This window comes from Sphingomonas sp. NIBR02145 (genome assembly GCF_027359115.1).
Lineage (GTDB): Bacteria > Pseudomonadota > Alphaproteobacteria > Sphingomonadales > Sphingomonadaceae > Sphingomonas > Sphingomonas kyeonggiensis_A.
Genome location: NZ_CP114791.1, coordinates 3966363 through 3982943 on the forward strand (window position 1 = coordinate 3966363; position 16581 = coordinate 3982943).

At 67.7% G+C, this 16581-nt stretch carries 16 protein-coding genes; 9 read left to right on the plus strand and 7 right to left on the minus strand.

Annotated elements, in window-relative coordinates; translation table 11 throughout:
* Window positions 1-21 precede the first annotated feature (21 nt).
* Window positions 22-534, minus strand: coding sequence for an O-acetyl-ADP-ribose deacetylase (locus tag O3305_RS18025; RefSeq protein WP_269573759.1), 513 nt, complete (start codon window positions 532-534; stop codon window positions 22-24).
* Complete coding sequence (gene acs, locus O3305_RS18030) at window positions 531-2474, minus strand: acetate--CoA ligase (protein ID WP_269573760.1); 1944 nt, start codon at window positions 2472-2474, stop codon at window positions 531-533. Before acs ends, O3305_RS18025 begins: the two co-directional genes overlap by 4 nt.
* A gap of 159 nt (window positions 2475-2633) precedes the next feature.
* On the opposite strand from acs, the gene O3305_RS18035 reads away from it, so the two are divergent.
* From O3305_RS18035 to O3305_RS18050, 4 genes are read left to right on the plus strand one after another with little or no spacing between them, the layout of a single operon-like run.
* Window positions 2634-4118 (plus strand): efflux transporter outer membrane subunit, encoded by a 1485-nt coding sequence (locus O3305_RS18035; RefSeq protein ID WP_269573761.1) that lies wholly within the window; start codon window positions 2634-2636, stop codon window positions 4116-4118.
* On the plus strand, window positions 4108-5538 hold the full coding sequence (locus O3305_RS18040; protein WP_269573762.1) for an efflux RND transporter periplasmic adaptor subunit: 1431 nt from the start codon (window positions 4108-4110) through the stop codon (window positions 5536-5538). Before O3305_RS18035 ends, O3305_RS18040 begins: the two co-directional genes overlap by 11 nt.
* Complete coding sequence (locus O3305_RS18045) at window positions 5444-6250, plus strand: ABC transporter ATP-binding protein (protein ID WP_502958146.1); 807 nt, start codon at window positions 5444-5446, stop codon at window positions 6248-6250. Before O3305_RS18040 ends, O3305_RS18045 begins: the two co-directional genes overlap by 95 nt.
* Window positions 6250-7458 (plus strand): ABC transporter permease, encoded by a 1209-nt coding sequence (locus O3305_RS18050; protein WP_269573764.1) that lies wholly within the window; start codon window positions 6250-6252, stop codon window positions 7456-7458. Before O3305_RS18045 ends, O3305_RS18050 begins: the two co-directional genes overlap by 1 nt.
* Here O3305_RS18050 and O3305_RS18055 read toward each other — a convergent pair.
* The gene (locus O3305_RS18055; protein WP_269573765.1) at window positions 7427-8074 is read right to left on the minus strand and encodes a nucleotidyltransferase family protein; all 648 of its coding nucleotides are present in this window, start codon (window positions 8072-8074) and stop codon (window positions 7427-7429) included. The genes O3305_RS18050 and O3305_RS18055 overlap by 32 nt on opposite strands.
* Window positions 8061-8972, minus strand: coding sequence for an XdhC family protein (locus O3305_RS18060; RefSeq protein ID WP_269573766.1), 912 nt, complete (start codon window positions 8970-8972; stop codon window positions 8061-8063). Before O3305_RS18060 ends, O3305_RS18055 begins: the two co-directional genes overlap by 14 nt.
* A 97-nt stretch (window positions 8973-9069) precedes the next feature.
* Between O3305_RS18060 and O3305_RS18065 the strand changes: the two genes are divergently transcribed.
* Window positions 9070-10113 (plus strand): glycerophosphodiester phosphodiesterase, encoded by a 1044-nt coding sequence (locus O3305_RS18065; RefSeq protein ID WP_493114673.1) that lies wholly within the window; start codon window positions 9070-9072, stop codon window positions 10111-10113.
* A 9-nt stretch (window positions 10114-10122) separates the two neighbouring features.
* Window positions 10123-10425 (plus strand): hypothetical protein, encoded by a 303-nt coding sequence (locus O3305_RS18070; protein WP_269573767.1) that lies wholly within the window; start codon window positions 10123-10125, stop codon window positions 10423-10425.
* Between the two features lie 87 nt (window positions 10426-10512).
* On the opposite strand, the gene O3305_RS18075 is transcribed toward O3305_RS18070, so the two are convergent.
* A complete protein-coding gene (locus tag O3305_RS18075; RefSeq protein WP_269573768.1) occupies window positions 10513-12204 on the minus strand; it encodes an acyl-CoA dehydrogenase family protein in 1692 nt (563 codons plus the stop codon).
* Window positions 12205-12286: 82 nt separating this feature from the next.
* Between O3305_RS18075 and O3305_RS18080 the strand changes: the two genes are divergently transcribed.
* Entirely contained in the window at window positions 12287-13183 is an 897-nt protein-coding gene (locus tag O3305_RS18080; protein ID WP_269573769.1) for an L-threonylcarbamoyladenylate synthase, read from the plus strand.
* A 213-nt stretch (window positions 13184-13396) separates the two neighbouring features.
* Here O3305_RS18080 and O3305_RS18085 read toward each other — a convergent pair whose 3' ends face one another.
* Complete coding sequence (locus O3305_RS18085) at window positions 13397-14053, minus strand: HAD-IA family hydrolase (RefSeq protein WP_269573770.1); 657 nt, start codon at window positions 14051-14053, stop codon at window positions 13397-13399.
* Window positions 14054-14184: 131 nt separating this feature from the next.
* On the opposite strand from O3305_RS18085, the gene aqpZ reads away from it, so the two are divergent.
* Window positions 14185-14922: an aquaporin Z gene (aqpZ, locus tag O3305_RS18090; protein WP_269573771.1), complete on the plus strand. Its 738-nt coding sequence runs from the start codon at window positions 14185-14187 to the stop codon at window positions 14920-14922.
* 43 nt (window positions 14923-14965) lie between these two features.
* Here aqpZ and msrA read toward each other — a convergent pair whose 3' ends face one another.
* Window positions 14966-15514 (minus strand): peptide-methionine (S)-S-oxide reductase MsrA, encoded by a 549-nt coding sequence (msrA, locus tag O3305_RS18095; protein ID WP_269573772.1) that lies wholly within the window; start codon window positions 15512-15514, stop codon window positions 14966-14968.
* 65 nt (window positions 15515-15579) lie between these two features.
* Here msrA and galE point away from each other — a divergent pair, with 65 nt between their 5' ends.
* Window positions 15580-16578: a UDP-glucose 4-epimerase GalE gene (galE, locus tag O3305_RS18100; RefSeq protein WP_269573773.1), complete on the plus strand. Its 999-nt coding sequence runs from the start codon at window positions 15580-15582 to the stop codon at window positions 16576-16578.
* The last annotated feature ends 3 nt before the right edge of the window (window positions 16579-16581 follow it).

A 16581-nucleotide genomic window follows, 5' to 3' on the forward strand; every position in this document is an offset into this window, starting at 1 on the left:
ACGCCCGCAACGGGATTCGGGTTACAATTCTTGTCTGTAGGCGGCGGTGATTTCGGCGCCGAAGGTCGCGAAGATCACCCGGAGATCGGGGTTCTCGGCCAGCGCCCTGCGGGTCTCGGCCACCGCGATCCCGGTCGCGGCCTCGACCGGATAGCCATAGACGCCGCAGCTGATCGCCGGGAAGGCGAGGGTGCGGAAGCTCTCGGCGCGGGCGATCTCGAAGCAGCGGCGATAGCAGCTGGCGAGCAGCTCGGGCTCGCCCTTGCCGCCGCCCTGCCAGACCGGCCCGACGGTATGGATGATGTGCCCGGCCGGCAGGCGATAGCCTTTGGTCAGTTTGGCATCGCCGGTCTTGCACCCGCCGAGCGAGCGGAGCTTGCGGCATTCGTCGAGCAGTTCCGGCCCGGCGGCGCGTTGGATCGCGCCGTCCACTCCGCCGCCGCCGAGCAGCGACGAATTGGCAGCGTTGACGATCGCATCCACCTCGAGCCGGGTAATGTCCCCCTCGATGATCTGGATGCGATCCGCGCTCATCCCACCCGGTTCTTCACCAGGTCATCCACCACGCTAGGATCGGCGAGCGTCGAGGTATCGCCCAGCGACGAGACGTCGCCCTCGGCGATCTTGCGCAGGATGCGGCGCATGATCTTGCCCGAGCGGGTCTTGGGCAGGCCCGGCGCGAACTGGAGCGCATCGGGGGTGGCGATCGGGCCGATCTCGGTGCGGACCCATTTGATCAGCTCGGCGCGCAGTGCGTCGTCGGCCTGGCAGTTCGCGTTGAGGGTGACATAGGCATAGATGCCCTGGCCCTTGATGTCGTGCGGCATGCCGACCACCGCGGCCTCGGCCACCTTGGGGTGGAGCACCAGCGCACTCTCCACCTCGGCGGTGCCCATGCGGTGACCCGAGACGTTGATGACGTCGTCGACCCGGCCAGTGATCCAGTAATAGCCATCCTCGTCGCGGCGGCAGCCGTCGCCGGTGAAATACTTGCCGCGATAGGTGCTGAAATAGGTCTGGAAGAAACGCTCGTGATCGCCCCAGACGGTGCGCATCTGGCCCGGCCAGCTGCGCGCGATGACCAGATTGCCCTCGGTCGCGCCATGCAGGACATTGCCGTCGGCATCGACCACCTGGGGATCGACACCGGGGAAGGGCTTGGTCGCCGAGCCCGGCTTGAGCGGGGTGGCGCCGGGCAGCGGGGTGATCATCTGGCCGCCGGTCTCGGTCTGCCACCAGGTATCGACGATCGGGCAGCGCCCCTCGCCGACGACATCATAGTACCAGCGCCAGGCCTCGGGGTTGATCGGCTCGCCGACCGAGCCGAGCAGCCGCAGCGACTTGCGCGAGGTGCTGGTGACGTAGCTGTCACCCTCCTTCATCAGCGCACGCAGCGCCGTGGGCGCGGTGTAGAGGATCTCGACCTTGTGGCGGTCGACCACCTGCCAGATGCGGCTGGCATCGGGCCAGTTGGGCACGCCCTCATACATCAGCGTGGTGCCGCCGTTCGCCAGCGGGCCGTAGACGATATAGCTATGGCCCGTGACCCAGCCGATGTCCGCCGCGCACCAATAGATCTGGCCGGGCCGGTAATCGAACACCAGTTCGTGCGTCAGGCTCGCCCAGAGCAGATAGCCGCCCGAAGAGTGCAGCACGCCCTTGGGCTTGCCGGTCGATCCCGAGGTGTAGAGGACGAACAGCGGGTCCTCGGCGCCCATCGGCTCGGCCGGGCAGTCGGCGGGAACCTCGGCGGCGGCCTCGTGATACCAGAGGTCGCGGCCTTCCTGCATCGGGATGTCGCCGCCGGTGGCCTTCACCACGATGACCTTTTCGAGGCAGCTGACATGCGCCGCGGCCGCATCGACATTGGTCTTGAGCGGTACCTTCTTGCCGCCGCGCCGGCCCTCGTCGGCGGTGATCACCACGCTGGAATCGCAATCGGTGATCCGGCCCGCCAGTGCCTCCGGCGAGAAGCCGCCGAACACCACCGAATGGATCGCGCCGATCCGCGCGCAGGCGAGTAGCGCGAACGCCGCCTCGGGGATCATCGGCATGTAGATGGTGACGCGGTCGCCCTTCCTGACGCCCTGCGCCTTGAGCACATTGGCGAAGCGGCAGACTTCGGCATGGAGCTGGCGATAGGTCAAGCGCCTGGGCTCCTCGTCCGGCGCGTCCGGTTCCCAGATGATCGCGATCGTGTCGCCGCGCTTGGCGAGGTGGCGGTCGACGCAGTTGGCGGCGACGTTGAGCTTGCCGTCGGCGAACCAGTTGATCCGGAAATCGGCCTCGTCGAATGACCAGTCGCCGGCGATCTCCGGGCGCTTGATCCAGTCGAGCCGGCGCGCCTGCTCCAGCCAGAAGCTGCCGGGATCGGCCAGGCTCATGCCGTAGAGCTTCTCATAGCCCGCAGCATCCACCCGAGCGGTGCGCGCCCAGCTCTCGGGCACGGGGTGTACGCTGACGGTATCGCTCATCGCTGCGGCTCCTCGTTTTGATTTGGCGCCTCTCTGCCGAAGCGAAGGCGCCACGCCAAGCGCAGAATCTCCATTCCGCGCATGATCCGGCATGACCCGCGACATATTGCGACAATATTCTTCTGGAACCGAAACGGCTTCGGAAACATCTAGAGTGCCATGGCAAACCGTCCGCTGACCCTGAGCCTGTTGCTCGCCCTGCCGCTTGCCGCCTGTGCGGTGGGCCCGGACTATCATCCGCGCGCGGCGTCCGAGCTTGGCGTTCCCGATGCCTGGTCGGTCTCCGCCGAGCAAAAGGCGCGGGAAGACCTCAGCCAGTGGTGGACGCGCTTCGACGATCCGATGCTCGCCAGCCTCGTCCAGCGCGCCCAGGCCGCCAACCTGGATGTAGCGCAAGCGGTCGTCCGGCTGCGCCAGGCTCGCGAAGGGCTCGTTCAGCAGCGCGCGAACCTCTTGCCCAGTCTCAGCGCCTCTGGCGGGGTCTCGCACAGCGAGTCGCTGCGCGGCGGCACGCGGACGACCACCCTGCCGGATGGTACCGTCACCAGCATCTCGCAGGGCGGCAGCACCAGCTACACGATCGGCGGCGATGCCAATTATCAGGTCGACCTGTTCGGCGGGGTACGGCGCGGCGTCGAGAATGCGCGGGCCGCCTATGAAGCGAGCGGGTTCGACTATGCGACGGTGCTGATCTCGGTCGAGGCCGAGACGGCGCGCAACTATGTGCTCGCCCGGGTGGCGCAGGCGCAGATCGCCAATGCCCGCGATAGCCTGGGCATCGCGGACGACAATCTCGAGATCGCCGGCTGGCGCGTCCAGGCCGGTCTCGTCTCCTCGGTCGACCAGGAACAGGCGCGCGCCAGCCGCGCGCAGCTCGCCGCGACGATCCCGACGCTGGAGGCAAGCTACAACAGCGCGGTATCGCGGCTCGGCGTGCTCACCGGCCAGGCACCCGGCGCGCTCAAGGCCGAGATGGAAGCGGTGAAGCCGATCCCCAAGGGGCCGGCGGAAGTCGCGGCCGGCATTCCCGCGGACACGCTGCGCCAGCGTCCCGATGTCCGCGCGGCCGAGCGCAACCTCGCCGCGGCCAGCGCCAATATCGGCGTCGCCACCGCCCAGCTCTATCCTTCTCTGTCGATCGGCGGCAGCATCGATTCGGGCAGCAGCGCGCTGTCCTCGCTGTTCGATGTGATCACCGGGCGGTTGTTCGGCAACATCGCCCAGACCATCTTCGACGGCGGCACGCGGCGCAGCCAGGTACGTTCGGCAGAGGCGGCGGCGGACGGCGCCTTCCTCGCCTACAAGTCGACCGTGCTGACCAGCCTCGAGGATATCGAGAACGCGATTGTCGCGATGCAGACGGCGCAGCGCCGCGAGCAGGAATTCGCCGTCGCGCTCGATGCGGCGAACAACCAGGCGCTGCTTGCCCGCATGCAGTATCGCTCGGGCCTCACCGATTTCACCACGCTAAACCAGGCCGAGTCCTCGCTGATCTCGGCGAAGAACGGCCTGGTCTCGGCCCGGTCGGATGAATCGACTGCGCTGATCCAGCTCTATCAGGCGCTGGGTGGAGGCTGGGATGCCAGCACCACCCCCAGCGTCTCCACGACTTCCACGACAGGCGGCACGACGAATGGCAACTGATCCCAACCAGAATCTCGACGCCTTTCTCGGCACGCCCCCGCGCCCGTGGTGGCGGCGCTGGCTCAAATGGGGGCTGATCGGCCTTGGCGCGCTGCTCGTTGTGCTGCTGCTCTGGCATTTCCTCGGCGGCAAGGAAGAAGTGAAATACGCGACCGACGATGTCGCGCGCGGCAACCTGACCGTCACGGTCTCGGCCACCGGCAAGCTGGCGCCGACCAACCAGGTGACCGTCGGCTCGCAGCTTTCGGGCCAGGTCATCAAGGTGCTGGCGGACGTGAACGACCGCGTAACCGCCGGCCAGCCGCTGGCGCTGATCGACCCCTCGCAGTTCGACGACCAGGTCAAGCAGGCCGAGGCGACGCTGGCGGCGAACATCGCCGCGGTCGGCCAGGCCAAGGCGACGCTGCAGCAGAGCAACGCCACCCTGGCGCGCTATCAGGAAGTCAGCCGGCTCTCGGGCGGCAAGGTGCCGGCCAAGACCGAAATGGACAGCGCGATCGGCGACCGCAATCGCGCACTTGCCAACCTCAACGCCGCCAATGCCAACGTCACCTCGGCACGCGCGCAGCTTTCCTCGGCGCAGACCCAGCGAACCCGGGCGATCATCCGCTCCCCCGTCACCGGCGTGATCCTCGCGCGCCAGGTCGATCCGGGTCAGACCGTCGCCGCCTCGTTCAACACGCCGACCCTGTTCGTGATCGCGCAGGACCTGTCGCAGATGAAGCTGGAAGTCGCGATCGACGAGGCCGATGTCGGCCAGGTTCGCGAGGGGCAGCTCGCCAGCTTCACGGTCGATGCCTTCCCGGGCAAGACCTTCCCGGCGAAGATCACGCGGGTGGAGGTCGGCTCCAACCTGTCGGTCCAGGACGCCAGCTCCTCGTCTTCGACCAGCACCAGCACGACCGCGAACCAGGTCGTGTCCTATGCCGCTGATCTTTCGGTCTCCAATGCGGATGAGCAGCTCCGCCCAGGCATGACGGCGACGGCGGATATCGTGACCATGGCGCGCCAGAATGTCCTGCTGGTCCCCAATGCGGCGCTGCGCTTCACGCCCACCGCGGCAGGGCAGGGCGCGGGCAGTGGCGGTTCCAACAGCGGCATTGCCGGCGCGCTGGTTCCCAGCCGTCCGCGACGCGGCAATAGCGGCCAGCAGAAGACCGCGACGGGCAGCGATCGTGGCGGCCAGAAGACCGTCTACATCCTCGGCGCCGACGGCAAGCCGCAGGCGGTGGATGTGACCACAGGCAGCACCGACGGGACCGTCACCGAGATCACCGGCGGCAATCTCAAGCCCGGCGACAAGGTGATCACCGGCCAGCTCGCCAATGGCGCCTCAGCCACGCGCCGCTCGGGCGGGCAGCGTCGTCAGGGCGGCGGCCAGGGCGGTTCGGGTGCCGGAGGCCAGCGTGGCGGACAGTGATGCGCCGCTGATCCGGCTGCGCGGGATCGTGAAGACCTTTGGCGAGGGGCCGACGGCATTCCAGGCGCTGAAGGGCGTGGATCTCGACATCAACGCCGGAGACTTCATCGCGGTGATGGGGCCTTCGGGCTCCGGCAAGTCGACCACGATGAACATCCTGGGATGCCTCGACGTGCCGATCGCGGGCGAGTTCCTGTTCAAGGGCGTGCATGTCGAGAAGCTGGAGCGTGACCAGCGCGCGCTGTTGCGGCGGAAATATCTCGGCTTCGTGTTCCAGGGCTTCAACCTGCTTGCGCGCACTTCGGCGCTCGAGAATGTCGAGCTGCCGTTGCTCTATCGCGGTGATCCCAAGGCGCAGCGCCGCGAGATGGCGATGGCGGCGCTGGACAAGGTCGGGCTGAAGGACTGGTGGGACCATACCCCCGCCGAGCTCTCCGGCGGCCAGCAGCAGCGCGTCGCGATCGCCCGCGCGATCGTCACCAACCCGGACGTGCTGCTCGCCGACGAGCCGACCGGCAACCTCGATTCTGAGCGTTCGGTGGAGATCATGCAACTGCTCACCGACCTCAACAAGACCAGCGGCATCACCGTGCTGATGGTCACGCACGAGCCGGACATGGCGGCGTTCGCGCACACGATCGTCCATTTCAAGGATGGGCTGGTCGAGCGGATCGACAGCAATCACCATGCAGGTCAGGCGGTGGCGGAATAATGTTCGGCACGACCTTCGTCCTCGCGATCCGCTCGATCCTGCGCCACAAGCTGCGCTCGATCCTGACGGCGCTCGGCATCATCATCGGCGTCGCCGCGGTGGTCACCATGGTGACGCTGGGCAAGGCGACGACGGCGGCGGTGCAGCAGCAGATCTCTGCGCTCGGCACCAACATCCTTCAGATCCGTCCCGGCCAGGGTTTCGGCCGCGGCGGCGGCGGCCCGCGCCCACCCGATTTCAAGCCGGCCGACGTCACGGCGATACGCGACCAGGTCGCCGGCGTCACTGCGGTCGCGCCCCAAGCGCAGACCACCGCGACGGTGATCTACAACGGTGCCAACTGGTCGACGACGGTCAACGGCACCACCAATGGCTATTTCGAAGTATCGCCCTGGCCACTGATCGAAGGGCGCACCTGGACCCGGGCGGAGGAGCAGGCCGGAAAGGCCGTGTGCATCATCGGCACCACGATCCAGACCAACCTCTTCCGCGGTGGCGCCGCAACCGGCTCGCGCATCCGCGTAAACGGTATCTCCTGCGACGTGATCGGCGTGCTCAAAACCAAGGGACAGGCCGGGTTCGGCGGCGATCAGGACGATGTCGTGATCATGCCGATCAAGCAGGTCCAGCGCCGCTTCACCGGCAGCACCGATATCCGGCTCATGCTGGTCGGCACCGATCCGGCCTATGACAGCGCGCAGATCCAGTCCTCGATCACCGATCTGCTGCGTGAACGGCGCAACATCACCGGCGGCAAGCAGGACGATTTCAACATTTTCGATACCGCCCAGATCAGCCAGACGCTGACCGGCACAACCACGCTGCTCACCCAGATCGTCGCCGCCGTGGCGATGATCAGCCTGATCGTCGGCGGCATCGGCATCATGAACATCATGCTGGTGTCGGTCACCGAGCGTACGCGCGAGATCGGCATCCGGCTGGCCATCGGCGCGGTGGCGAGCGAGGTGCTGATGCAGTTCCTGGTCGAGGCGGTGGTGCTGTCGATGCTGGGCGGCGTGATCGGCCTGCTGATCGCGCAATTTGCCGTCGCACTGATGTCGTGGCTGGGCTCGCTGCCCTTCCTGTTTGACGTGCAGATCAACGTGATCGCCTTCGCGATCTCGGCGATCATCGGCGTGGTGTTCGGCTATTTCCCGGCGCGGCGCGCGGCGAGCCTCAATCCGATCGACGCGCTTCGTCACGAATGACGAGCGCGGGCGGGAGCTCGGGCAGCCCATCGGTGCGCAGCCCGTAGAGTTCGCGCAGCTCGCGCAAGTCTTCCTGCGTGTCGATGTCGACCAGTTCGGCCGGCGGCGCGATCACGTGGCGGCCGCGCCGGATCAGGTCGCGGGCGCCCTGGTCGCCTTCGAGCTTGAGCAGCGTATCGAACATGTCCTTGCCGAACAGCGCGGGGGGCATTGGCTGGGTACCGTCGGACGAGGCGACGATCGTCGCGGGCCCGTCGGCGGCGTCCATCATCCGGCGGATATGCGCGGCGGTGACGCGCGGCATGTCGGCAAGCGCCACCAGCACCGCCTCGGCGCCCAGCGCCTTCGCCCGCGCTACCCCCAGGCAAAGCGAGCGCGCCTGGCCGAGCGAGGGATCGGGATTCTCGACCACGTCATAGCCAAGTGCGGCGAAGTCGAGCTCGGTGTCCGAAACCACCGCGATCCGCGCGCAGAAGTTCACCCGCTCCAGCGCGGTGACGACATGATAGGCCAGCGGCTTGTCGAGGAACGGCTCGGCGAGCTTGTCGCCATCGTTGAAGCGGCGCGAACGGCCGGCGGCGAGCAGGATCAGGGCGACCTGGTCAGGCTTGAGCATGGAATCTCCTCACCATGGCGGCGGCAATCGAAAGGGCGATCTCGGCCGGGCCGATCGCGCCGATGTCGAGGCCGGCGGGCCCCTCGATACGGTCGAGATCGGTGGGGGCAATTCCTGCCGCGGCAAGCCGTTCCAGCCGCGCGGCCTGACTGCGGCGCGAGCCGAGCGCGGCGACGTAGCCGGTAGGTGCACGGAGGGCCGCGATGAGCGCGGCATCGTCGATCTTGGGATCATGGCTGAGCGTCACCACCGCTGTGGCGGGATCCGGCTGCAGCGCGGTCACGGCTTCGTCTGGCCAGCGGTCGTCGAGCATCACCCCGGGAAACCGTTCAGCGGTCAAAAATCTCCCGCGCGGATCGATGACCGTCGTCGAGATGCCCAGTTCGCGGGCAAGGCCGGCAAGCGTCTGGGCGATCTGCACCGCCCCGACGATCAGCAGCCGGCGCGGCGGATCATAGCGGTTGACGAACGCCCCCGGCCCCTCGGCCGAAAGTCCGCTGGCCAGGTCCGTGCCGACGTCCAGCGTCTCGCCCCGGCTCCGCGCCGCATCGATCGCGTCGAACAGGGCAGGGGGAAAGCCGGCCTCGGAGACCGGCTGCACCAGCACCGAGATCTGGCCACCACAGGGTAGCCCGACTTCCCAGGCGGCAGGATCGGCGACGCCATAGGTCTTCACCACCGGAGGCGACCCCGCGATCACCTCGGCGGCGGCCTGCAGGATATCGGTCTCGACACAGCCGCCAGAGACGGAGCCCGCGAACCGCCCGTCCGCATGGACGAGCATATGGCTGCCGCGCGGGCGCGGTGCCGACCCCCAGGTCGATACGACGGTGGCCAGCGCCAGCCTTTCGCCCCTCCAGGCGCGTGCCGCCGCGAGCACGCTGTCATTATCCGCCATATCGCCTCGTAACCGTCACATCCGCAGCCTAGGCCCAACCCCGTAACGAGTGGAGAGTTTCGTGACGAGATCGCTGATTGCCGCTTTGTCGCTGATGATGGTGGTGCCGGGCGCCGCGCTGGGGCAGGATCACGCCATGCACGGGAAGACCGACAAGCCTATCGTCATCGCGCATCGCGGCGCCTCGGGCGAGCGCCCCGAGCACACTCTGCTTTCTTACCGGCGCGCGATCGAGCAGGGCGCGGATTTCATCGAGCCGGACCTGGTGCCGACCAAGGACGGCGTGCTCGTCGCCCGGCACGAGAACAACATCACCGAGACCACCGACGTCGCCAGCCATCCCGAGTTCGCGGATCGCAAGGCGACCAAGATGATCGACGGCGAGACGATGACCGGCTGGTTCACCGAGGACTTCACCCTCGCCGAGCTGAAGACGCTGCGCGCCAAGGAGCGCCTGCCCAAGCTGCGTCCGGACAACACGAAGTTCGATGGCCAGGCCGAAGTGCCCACGCTCGACGAGGTCATCGCGCTGGCCAAGAAGGCGTCGAAGGAGACCGGCCGGACGATCGGCATCTACCCCGAGACCAAGCACCCCAGCTATTTCGCTTCGATCGGGCTGCCGCTCGAGCAGCGGCTGGTCGAGAAGCTCAAGGCGGCGGGCTGGGACCGCGCCGATGCGCCGGTGTTCATCCAGTCGTTCGAGGTGAACAACCTCAAGAAGCTCAAGGCGATGACCAGGGTCCGCCTGATCCAGCTGATGGCGGGTGCGGGCGCGCCGGCGGACGGCGCGCAGCCGAGCTACAAGGCCATGATCACGCCCGAGGGGCTCAAGGCAGTTGCCGCTTATGCCTATGGCATCGGACCGGAGCTTACGATGATCCAGCCGGCCACGGGCCCGGCGACCACGCTGATCGCCGACGCGCATGCCGCGGGGCTCAAGCTCCATCCCTGGACGTTCCGGGCGGAGAACTTCTTCCTCCTGCCCAGCTACCGTTCCGGCGCAAATCCGGCCGATCATGGTCGCCTGAAAGAAGAGATCCTGTATTTCATCGGGCTTGGCGTGGACGGTTTCTTCACCGATTTCCCCTATATTGGGGTTGAGGCGCGCGACGCTGCGGCGGGGGCGCACAAGGGGGGATAAGGGTTTTCTATGCGCAAGTTTCTGCTGCCGATCATCATTGCCTTGCCGCTGCTGAGCGGCGGCTGCATCGCCAAGACCGTGGTCGATGTCGCCACCATGCCGGTCCGCGTCGGTGCGCAGGCGGCCGACTGGGCGACGACCAGCCAGGACGAGGCCGACCGCAACTACGGCCGCAAGATGCGCGAGAAGGAAGCGCGCGAAGGCAAGGAGCTGCGCAAGCTCTGCAAGAAGCACCCCGAGGACCAGCGCTGCCAGGGTGGCGGCGCCGACAATGGCTTCCGCGCCGATCCGGGCGGCAACCGCTACAACTAATCGCGTAATTCCAGCCGTTTCGGCGGTAAAAGCCGGCGGGCATCCCGCCGGCTTTTGTTATGCTGGCCCCTTCAAAAGGGGGAAGCTCTACGCGGCGAAGCCCTCGGCATCGATCGCGTAGAGCATTTCCGCCTTGGCCATCGCCGCCGGCATCAGGCCCAGCGCCTCGGGCACGATCTGCGCGACATAGAAGCGCGAAGCCGCCTGCTTCATCTTGAGGAACGCCGGATCGCCCTCGCTGCGCGCCGCCGCGCGCCCGCTCGCTTCCATCAGCCAGCCGCACACGGCGGTTGAGAGCATCGTCAGGAACGGATAGCTCGCCGCCAGCCGGTCATCCGCCTCGCTTGACAGCAGGTTGCGCGCGACCTGCTCGCAGGCGTCGATCAGGTTGACGAGGCCGGTATCCTCGGCGTCTCCGCGCATCTGCCCGATCAGGCCGAGCAGCGTGCCGCCATTGTCCATGCTCAGCTTGCGGCCGACCAGATCGGCGGCCTGGATGCCGTTGGTGCCTTCGTAGATCGGTGTGATCCGGGCGTCGCGGAAATGCTGGGCCGCGCCGGTCTCCTCGATATAGCCCATGCCGCCGTGGACCTGGACGCCCAGGCTGGCGACTTCGTTGCCGAGATCGGTGCCGTGCGCCTTGGCGAGCGGGGTGAGCAGCTCGACACGCTTCTCCGCCTCGGCATCGCCGGCACGGGCGCGATCGAGCTGGCCGAAGGCATAGTAGACCAAAGCCCGTGCCGCCTGGGTCTGCGCCTTCATGCGCAACAGCATGCGGCGGACATCGGGATGCTCGACGATCGCGACCTGTTCGCCGCCGCGATAGCCCTGCACGCGCTCGCGGGCATAGGCGACCGCGCGCTGGGTGGCGCGCTCGGCGACCTGCACGCCCTGCAGGCCGACATTGAGGCGCGCATTGTTCATCATCGTGAACATCGCGCGGATGCCGCCCAGCTCGGGGCCGACCAACTCGCCGATGCAATCGTCATTGTCGCCGAACGAGAGCACGCAGGTCGGCGAGGCATGCAGCCCCATCTTATGCTCGATCGAGACAGTGCGGACGTTGTTGAAGTCGCCCGGGGTGCCGTCCGCGTTGAGGCGGTATTTGGGCACCAGGAACAGCGAGATGCCCTTGGTCCCGGCCGGGGCGCCCGGCGTGCGGGCCAGCACGAGATGGACGATGTTCTCCGCCATGTCGTGGTCGCCGAAGCTGATGAAGATCTTGGTGCCCTTGATCCGGAAGGTCCCGTCGCCGACCGGTTCGGCGCGGGTCTTGAGCGCGCCGACATCGCTGCCTGCCTGCGGCTCGGTCAGGTTCATCGTGCCCGTCCAGGCGCCGGTCGACAGATGCGGCAGGTAGAGCGCCTGCTGCTCGGGCGTGCCGTGATGCATCAGCGCCTCGACCGCGCCGACCGTCAGGATCGGGGCGAGCGCGAAGCCCATGTTCGCGGTGCCCAAGGTCTCCAGAACCGCGATCGACAGGCTGACCGGCAGCCCCTGGCCGCCATGCTCGGCCGGCGAGCCGATCGTGCCCCAGCCGCCCTCGACATAGGCCTGGTAGGCCGCCGCGAAGCCGGCCGGCATCTTCACGCCCTCGGGCGTCCATTTCGGCCCGTCGGTGTCGCCGAGCCGCTCGAGCGGCGCCCATTCGCCGGCGGCGAACTGGCCGGCACCGTCGAGCACCGCGTCGGCGATTTCGGCGGCTTCCGCGCTGATTTCGCCCAGTCGGACGATGGTCTCCAGCACGAAGCGCTGATCGGCGGTGGCGGGGGTGAACATAGGGCCTCTCTTGTGGTCTGGTTTCGCGCCGTATAGCTCGCCCAAAGTGAGCCCGACAAATCCGAGAGTCTTACCCTACGGCATGGCCGCGATCGCCGAGGCGGCGGCGCTGATTCGCGCCGGCGAATGCGTCGCGGTGCCGACCGAGACGGTCTATGGCCTGGCCGCTGACGCCACCGAGTCGCGCGCGGTCGCGGGCATCTATGCGGCCAAGGGTCGGCCGAGCTTCAACCCGCTGATCGTCCATGTGCCGGACCTCGCCGCCGCGGAGCGTATCGCGGTGTTCGATCCGCAGGCACGAGACCTGGCGACGCGCTTCTGGCCGGGGCCGCTGACCCTGGTGTTGCCGGTACGCCCCGACGCCGGGATCGCATCGCTGGTCACGGCCGGGCTCGACACGATCGCGATCCGGGTGCCGCGCCATCGCGCGATGCAGGCGCTGCTCGAAGCGTCGGGCAAGCCGCTCGCAGCGCCCTCGGCCAATGCCAGCGGCTCGATCAGCCCGACCCGCGCCGAGCATGTCGCGAAGAGCCTCGCCGGGCGCATCCCGCTGGTGATCGACGATGGTGCGACCCCGGCGGGGGTGGAATCGACGATCGTGATGGGCAATCAGATCCTGCGGCCCGGGCCGCTGACCCAGGCGGAGTTGTTCCCCGGTGCCCCTGGGCCCCGGCTTTCGCCGGGGAACGGTGAAGGCATCATCGCGCCGGGCCAGCTCGACAGCCACTATGCCCCGTCCAAGCCGGTACGCCTCCACGCGACCGAGGCGAAGAACGGCGAGTACCTCATCGGCTTCGGCCCGATCCACGGCACCGAGACTCTCTCCGCGACCGGTGACCTCACCGAAGCCGCCGCGAACCTGTTCGACGCGCTCCACCGCGCCGATGCGAGCGACGCGCTCGCCATCGCCGTGGCGCCGATCCCCGCTAGCGGCATCGGCCTGGCGATCAACGACCGCCTGCGCCGCGCCGCCTTCTAGGCGAGGCTTTGCCAGCACCAGGCCCAGGCCGATACCGGCCCCCTGAAGCGCACGGAAGTTTACGAAGCATATGCTACGCTACGGGGGATGGTTTTCGGACCCCGGGGCGGCGGCGTGCGGCGAGGGTGTGCCAGAGAGGAAAAGGCGCCGGCTTGCATCCACCAGTATGGAGCAGGCGAAATCCTACATTGCAAGCATGGCGCCCGCCGCGGACTAGCGTGCGACCAGCTTCAGCCAGCCATGCATATCGATCTCGACGTCGAGGCCGCGATAATCGACTCGTGGCGGGTGCGGCGTGTCCATCACCTCGTGATGCGTCTCGGTGATCACCACCGCGGCAGCCCCCGCGGCATCGGCGGCGGCCAGACCGGCCAGGCTGTCTTCCCAGACCAGGCAATCGGCGATTTCGACACCAAGCCGCTCGGCCCCGAGCAGGAAGCAATCGGGCGCCGGCTTGCCGTGCGCGACATCCTCGGCGGTGATGACGACCTCGGGCCGGGGAATGCCGGCGGCTTCCAGCCGGCGCAGCGCGAGCGCGCGCGGGGCCGAGGTGACCAGTGCCCAGCGCCCGGCGGGGATCCGCGCCAGGAAGGCCGCGGCGCCGCCCACTTCGGCCAGCCCCTCGATATCGTCGATCTCGGCCTGGGTCAGCGCTTCGGTCTCGGCCTCGGCATCCACGCCGGCGGGCGCGAAGCGGCGGATCGTCTCGATCGCGCGGACACCGTGGAGTGCTGCCATCAACGGATCGGTCTCGACGCCGTGGCGGGCCGCCCAGGCGCGCCAGACGCGATCGACCACCGCCATGGAGTTCACGAGCGTCCCGTCCATGTCGAACAGGAAGGCGGCGAAGCTGCGACTGGGGAGACTCATCGCCTTCCCCTCACCACAGCCGCCGCGGCGCCGCAACCGCCATCCGCCCGGCTTTGCTTTTCCGCCGCACAGACCTACAAATTTGCGCAGGTCTGGAGGGGAGAGGCCGAACACAGCAGGAGGGCAACAGCATGAGCAATGTGCAACGTGGTCTCGCCGAACTCATCGGCACTTTCTGGCTCGTCTTCGGTGGATGCGGCAGCGCGGTGCTGGCCGCGGCATTTCCCGAGGTCGGCATCGGGCTGGCAGGCGTCAGCCTCGCCTTCGGCCTGACCGTGCTCACCATGGCCTATTCGATCGGCCATATCTCGGGCTGCCATCTCAACCCGGCGGTGACCTTCGGCCTGTGGGCCGGCGGACGCTTTCCGGCCAGGGACATCCCCCTCTATGTGATCGCGCAAGTGATCGGCGCGGTGATCGGCGCGGGGCTGCTCTGGTACGTCGCCAGCGGCGCGCCGGGCTATGCGGGCGGCCTTGCCTCCAATGGCTTCGGCGAACATTCGCCCGGCCATTTCTCGTTCCAGGCAGGCATGGTCATCGAGGTCGTGCTGACCTTCATGTTCCTGATGGTGATCATGGGCTCGACCGACAGCCGCGCGCCGGCCGGGTTCGCGCCGATCGCGATCGGCCTGGCGCTGACGCTCATCCACCTGATCTCGATCCCCGTGACCAACACCTCGGTCAACCCGGCGCGCTCGACGGGGCCGGCGCTGCTCGAGGGCGGCATCGCGCTCCAGCAACTGCTCTGGTTCTGGATTGCGCCGATCGTCGGCGGGCTGCTCGGCGGCTTCGTCTACAAGGCGCTCGGTGCCGAAGCGGGCAAGCGTCCGCCGATCGAGGGCGCGGCGCTGCCGGGAGGCGCGGAATAGGCCAGGATCCTCCCCCGGCGATGCCGGGGGAGGATTGTCCGGGTCAGGCTGCCGTCGCGCCTTCCTTGCTGCGCGCCGCGAAGCTCTTGCGGAGCTTGCGCAGCTTGGGCGGGATCACCGCCAGGCAGTATGGGTTACGCTGGCCTTCGCCCTGCCAATATTCCTGGTGGTAATCCTCGGCCGACCACCATTCGCCCAGCGGCTCGATCGCCGTGACGATCGGCGCGGGCCAGTCCGGCCGGGCGCGGTCGATCGCATCCAGCGCCTCGCGCTCCTGCTCCGCCGAATGCGGGAAGATCGCCGAGCGATACTGGGTGCCGATATCGTTGCCCTGGCGGTTGAGCTGGGTGGGATCGTGGGTGGCCAGGAAGATGTCGAGGATCTCGCCATACGAGATCTGGTCGGTATCGAAGCTCACCCGGATCGCCTCGGCATGGCCGGTCGTGCCCGAGCAGACTTCCTTGTAGGTCGGGTTTTCCTTGGTGCCCCCGATATAGCCGCTTTCGACCGACTGGACGCCGATCACATCGTTGAACACGGCCTCGGTGCACCAGAAGCACCCTCCGGCCAGCGTAGCGGTTTCAATGCTCATCGCGAACTCCTTGCTATCGGCGCAAAGATAGGATTGGACGCGCGAAGAACAATGCGGAGTTTGGTATGCGCGAAGGCACGGTGCTGGTTACGGGCGGGGCGGGCTATATCGGCAGCCATGCGGTGCTGGCGCTGCTCGATGCGGGCTGGAAGGTCGTGGTGGTCGACAACCTGGTCACCGGGTTCGACTGGGCCGTCGATCCGCGCGCCAAGCTGGTGGTCGCCAACATCGCCGATGACGACAAGGTCCGCGCCGCGATCCGGGAGCACGGCGTGATCGCGATCATGCACTTCGCGGGCTCGGTGGTGGTGCCGGAGAGCGTGACCGACCCGCTCAAATATTACCGCAACAACACCGCCGCCAGCCGCTCGCTGATCGAGAGCGCGGTGGCAGAGGGCGTGAAGCACTTCATCTTCTCCTCGACCGCGGCGACCTATGGCATCCCCGAAGTCGTGCCGGTGCGCGAGGACAGCCCGAAGCAGCCGATCAACCCGTACGGCATGTCCAAGCTGATGACCGAGATCATGCTCAAGGACGTCGCCGCCGCCCATCCGATCAACTATGCGGCGCTGCGCTACTTCAACGTCGCCGGCGCCGATCCGCAGGGTCGCTCCGGCCAGTCGACCGCGGGTGCGACCCACCTGATCAAGATCGCGGCCGAGGCGGCGACCGGCAAGCGCAGCCATGTCTCGGTGTTCGGCACTGATTTCGACACGCCCGACGGCACCGGCGTGCGTGACTATATCCATGTCAGCGATCTCGCCGCCGCGCATGTCGACGCGCTCGATCTGCTGATCGCGAAGCCGACCGAGAACCACACGATGAACGCCGGCTATGGCCGCGGCTTCTCGGTGCTGCAGGTGCTCGACGCGGTGGATCGGGTGACCAACCTGACGATCGAGCGCAAGCTCGAGGGGCGGCGTGCGGGCGATCCCGATGCGCTGGTTGCCGACAACAGCGCGATCCTGGCGGCGCTGCCGTGGCGGCCGAAGCACGATGACCTGGAAGGTATCGTCAAGGACGCGCTTGCCTGGGAACGCAAGCTCGCCGAGCGCCAGGGCTGACGG

Coding starts and splice junctions, on each gene's coding strand:
- O3305_RS18025 (WP_269573759.1), bottom strand. CDS start 534: ATGAGCGCGGATCGCATCCAGATCATCGAGGGGGACATTACCCGGCTC.
- acs (WP_269573760.1), bottom strand. CDS start 2,474: ATGAGCGATACCGTCAGCGTACACCCCGTGCCCGAGAGCTGGGCGCGC.
- O3305_RS18035 (WP_269573761.1), top strand. CDS start 2,634: ATGGCAAACCGTCCGCTGACCCTGAGCCTGTTGCTCGCCCTGCCGCTT.
- O3305_RS18040 (WP_269573762.1), top strand. CDS start 4,108: ATGGCAACTGATCCCAACCAGAATCTCGACGCCTTTCTCGGCACGCCC.
- O3305_RS18045 (WP_502958146.1), top strand. CDS start 5,444: ATGGCGCCTCAGCCACGCGCCGCTCGGGCGGGCAGCGTCGTCAGGGCG.
- O3305_RS18050 (WP_269573764.1), top strand. CDS start 6,250: ATGTTCGGCACGACCTTCGTCCTCGCGATCCGCTCGATCCTGCGCCAC.
- O3305_RS18055 (WP_269573765.1), bottom strand. CDS start 8,074: ATGCTCAAGCCTGACCAGGTCGCCCTGATCCTGCTCGCCGCCGGCCGT.
- O3305_RS18060 (WP_269573766.1), bottom strand. CDS start 8,972: ATGGCGGATAATGACAGCGTGCTCGCGGCGGCACGCGCCTGGAGGGGC.
- O3305_RS18065 (WP_493114673.1), top strand. CDS start 9,070: ATGGTGGTGCCGGGCGCCGCGCTGGGGCAGGATCACGCCATGCACGGG.
- O3305_RS18070 (WP_269573767.1), top strand. CDS start 10,123: ATGCGCAAGTTTCTGCTGCCGATCATCATTGCCTTGCCGCTGCTGAGC.
- O3305_RS18075 (WP_269573768.1), bottom strand. CDS start 12,204: ATGTTCACCCCCGCCACCGCCGATCAGCGCTTCGTGCTGGAGACCATC.
- O3305_RS18080 (WP_269573769.1), top strand. CDS start 12,287: ATGGCCGCGATCGCCGAGGCGGCGGCGCTGATTCGCGCCGGCGAATGC.
- O3305_RS18085 (WP_269573770.1), bottom strand. CDS start 14,053: ATGAGTCTCCCCAGTCGCAGCTTCGCCGCCTTCCTGTTCGACATGGAC.
- aqpZ (WP_269573771.1), top strand. CDS start 14,185: ATGAGCAATGTGCAACGTGGTCTCGCCGAACTCATCGGCACTTTCTGG.
- msrA (WP_269573772.1), bottom strand. CDS start 15,514: ATGAGCATTGAAACCGCTACGCTGGCCGGAGGGTGCTTCTGGTGCACC.
- galE (WP_269573773.1), top strand. CDS start 15,580: ATGCGCGAAGGCACGGTGCTGGTTACGGGCGGGGCGGGCTATATCGGC.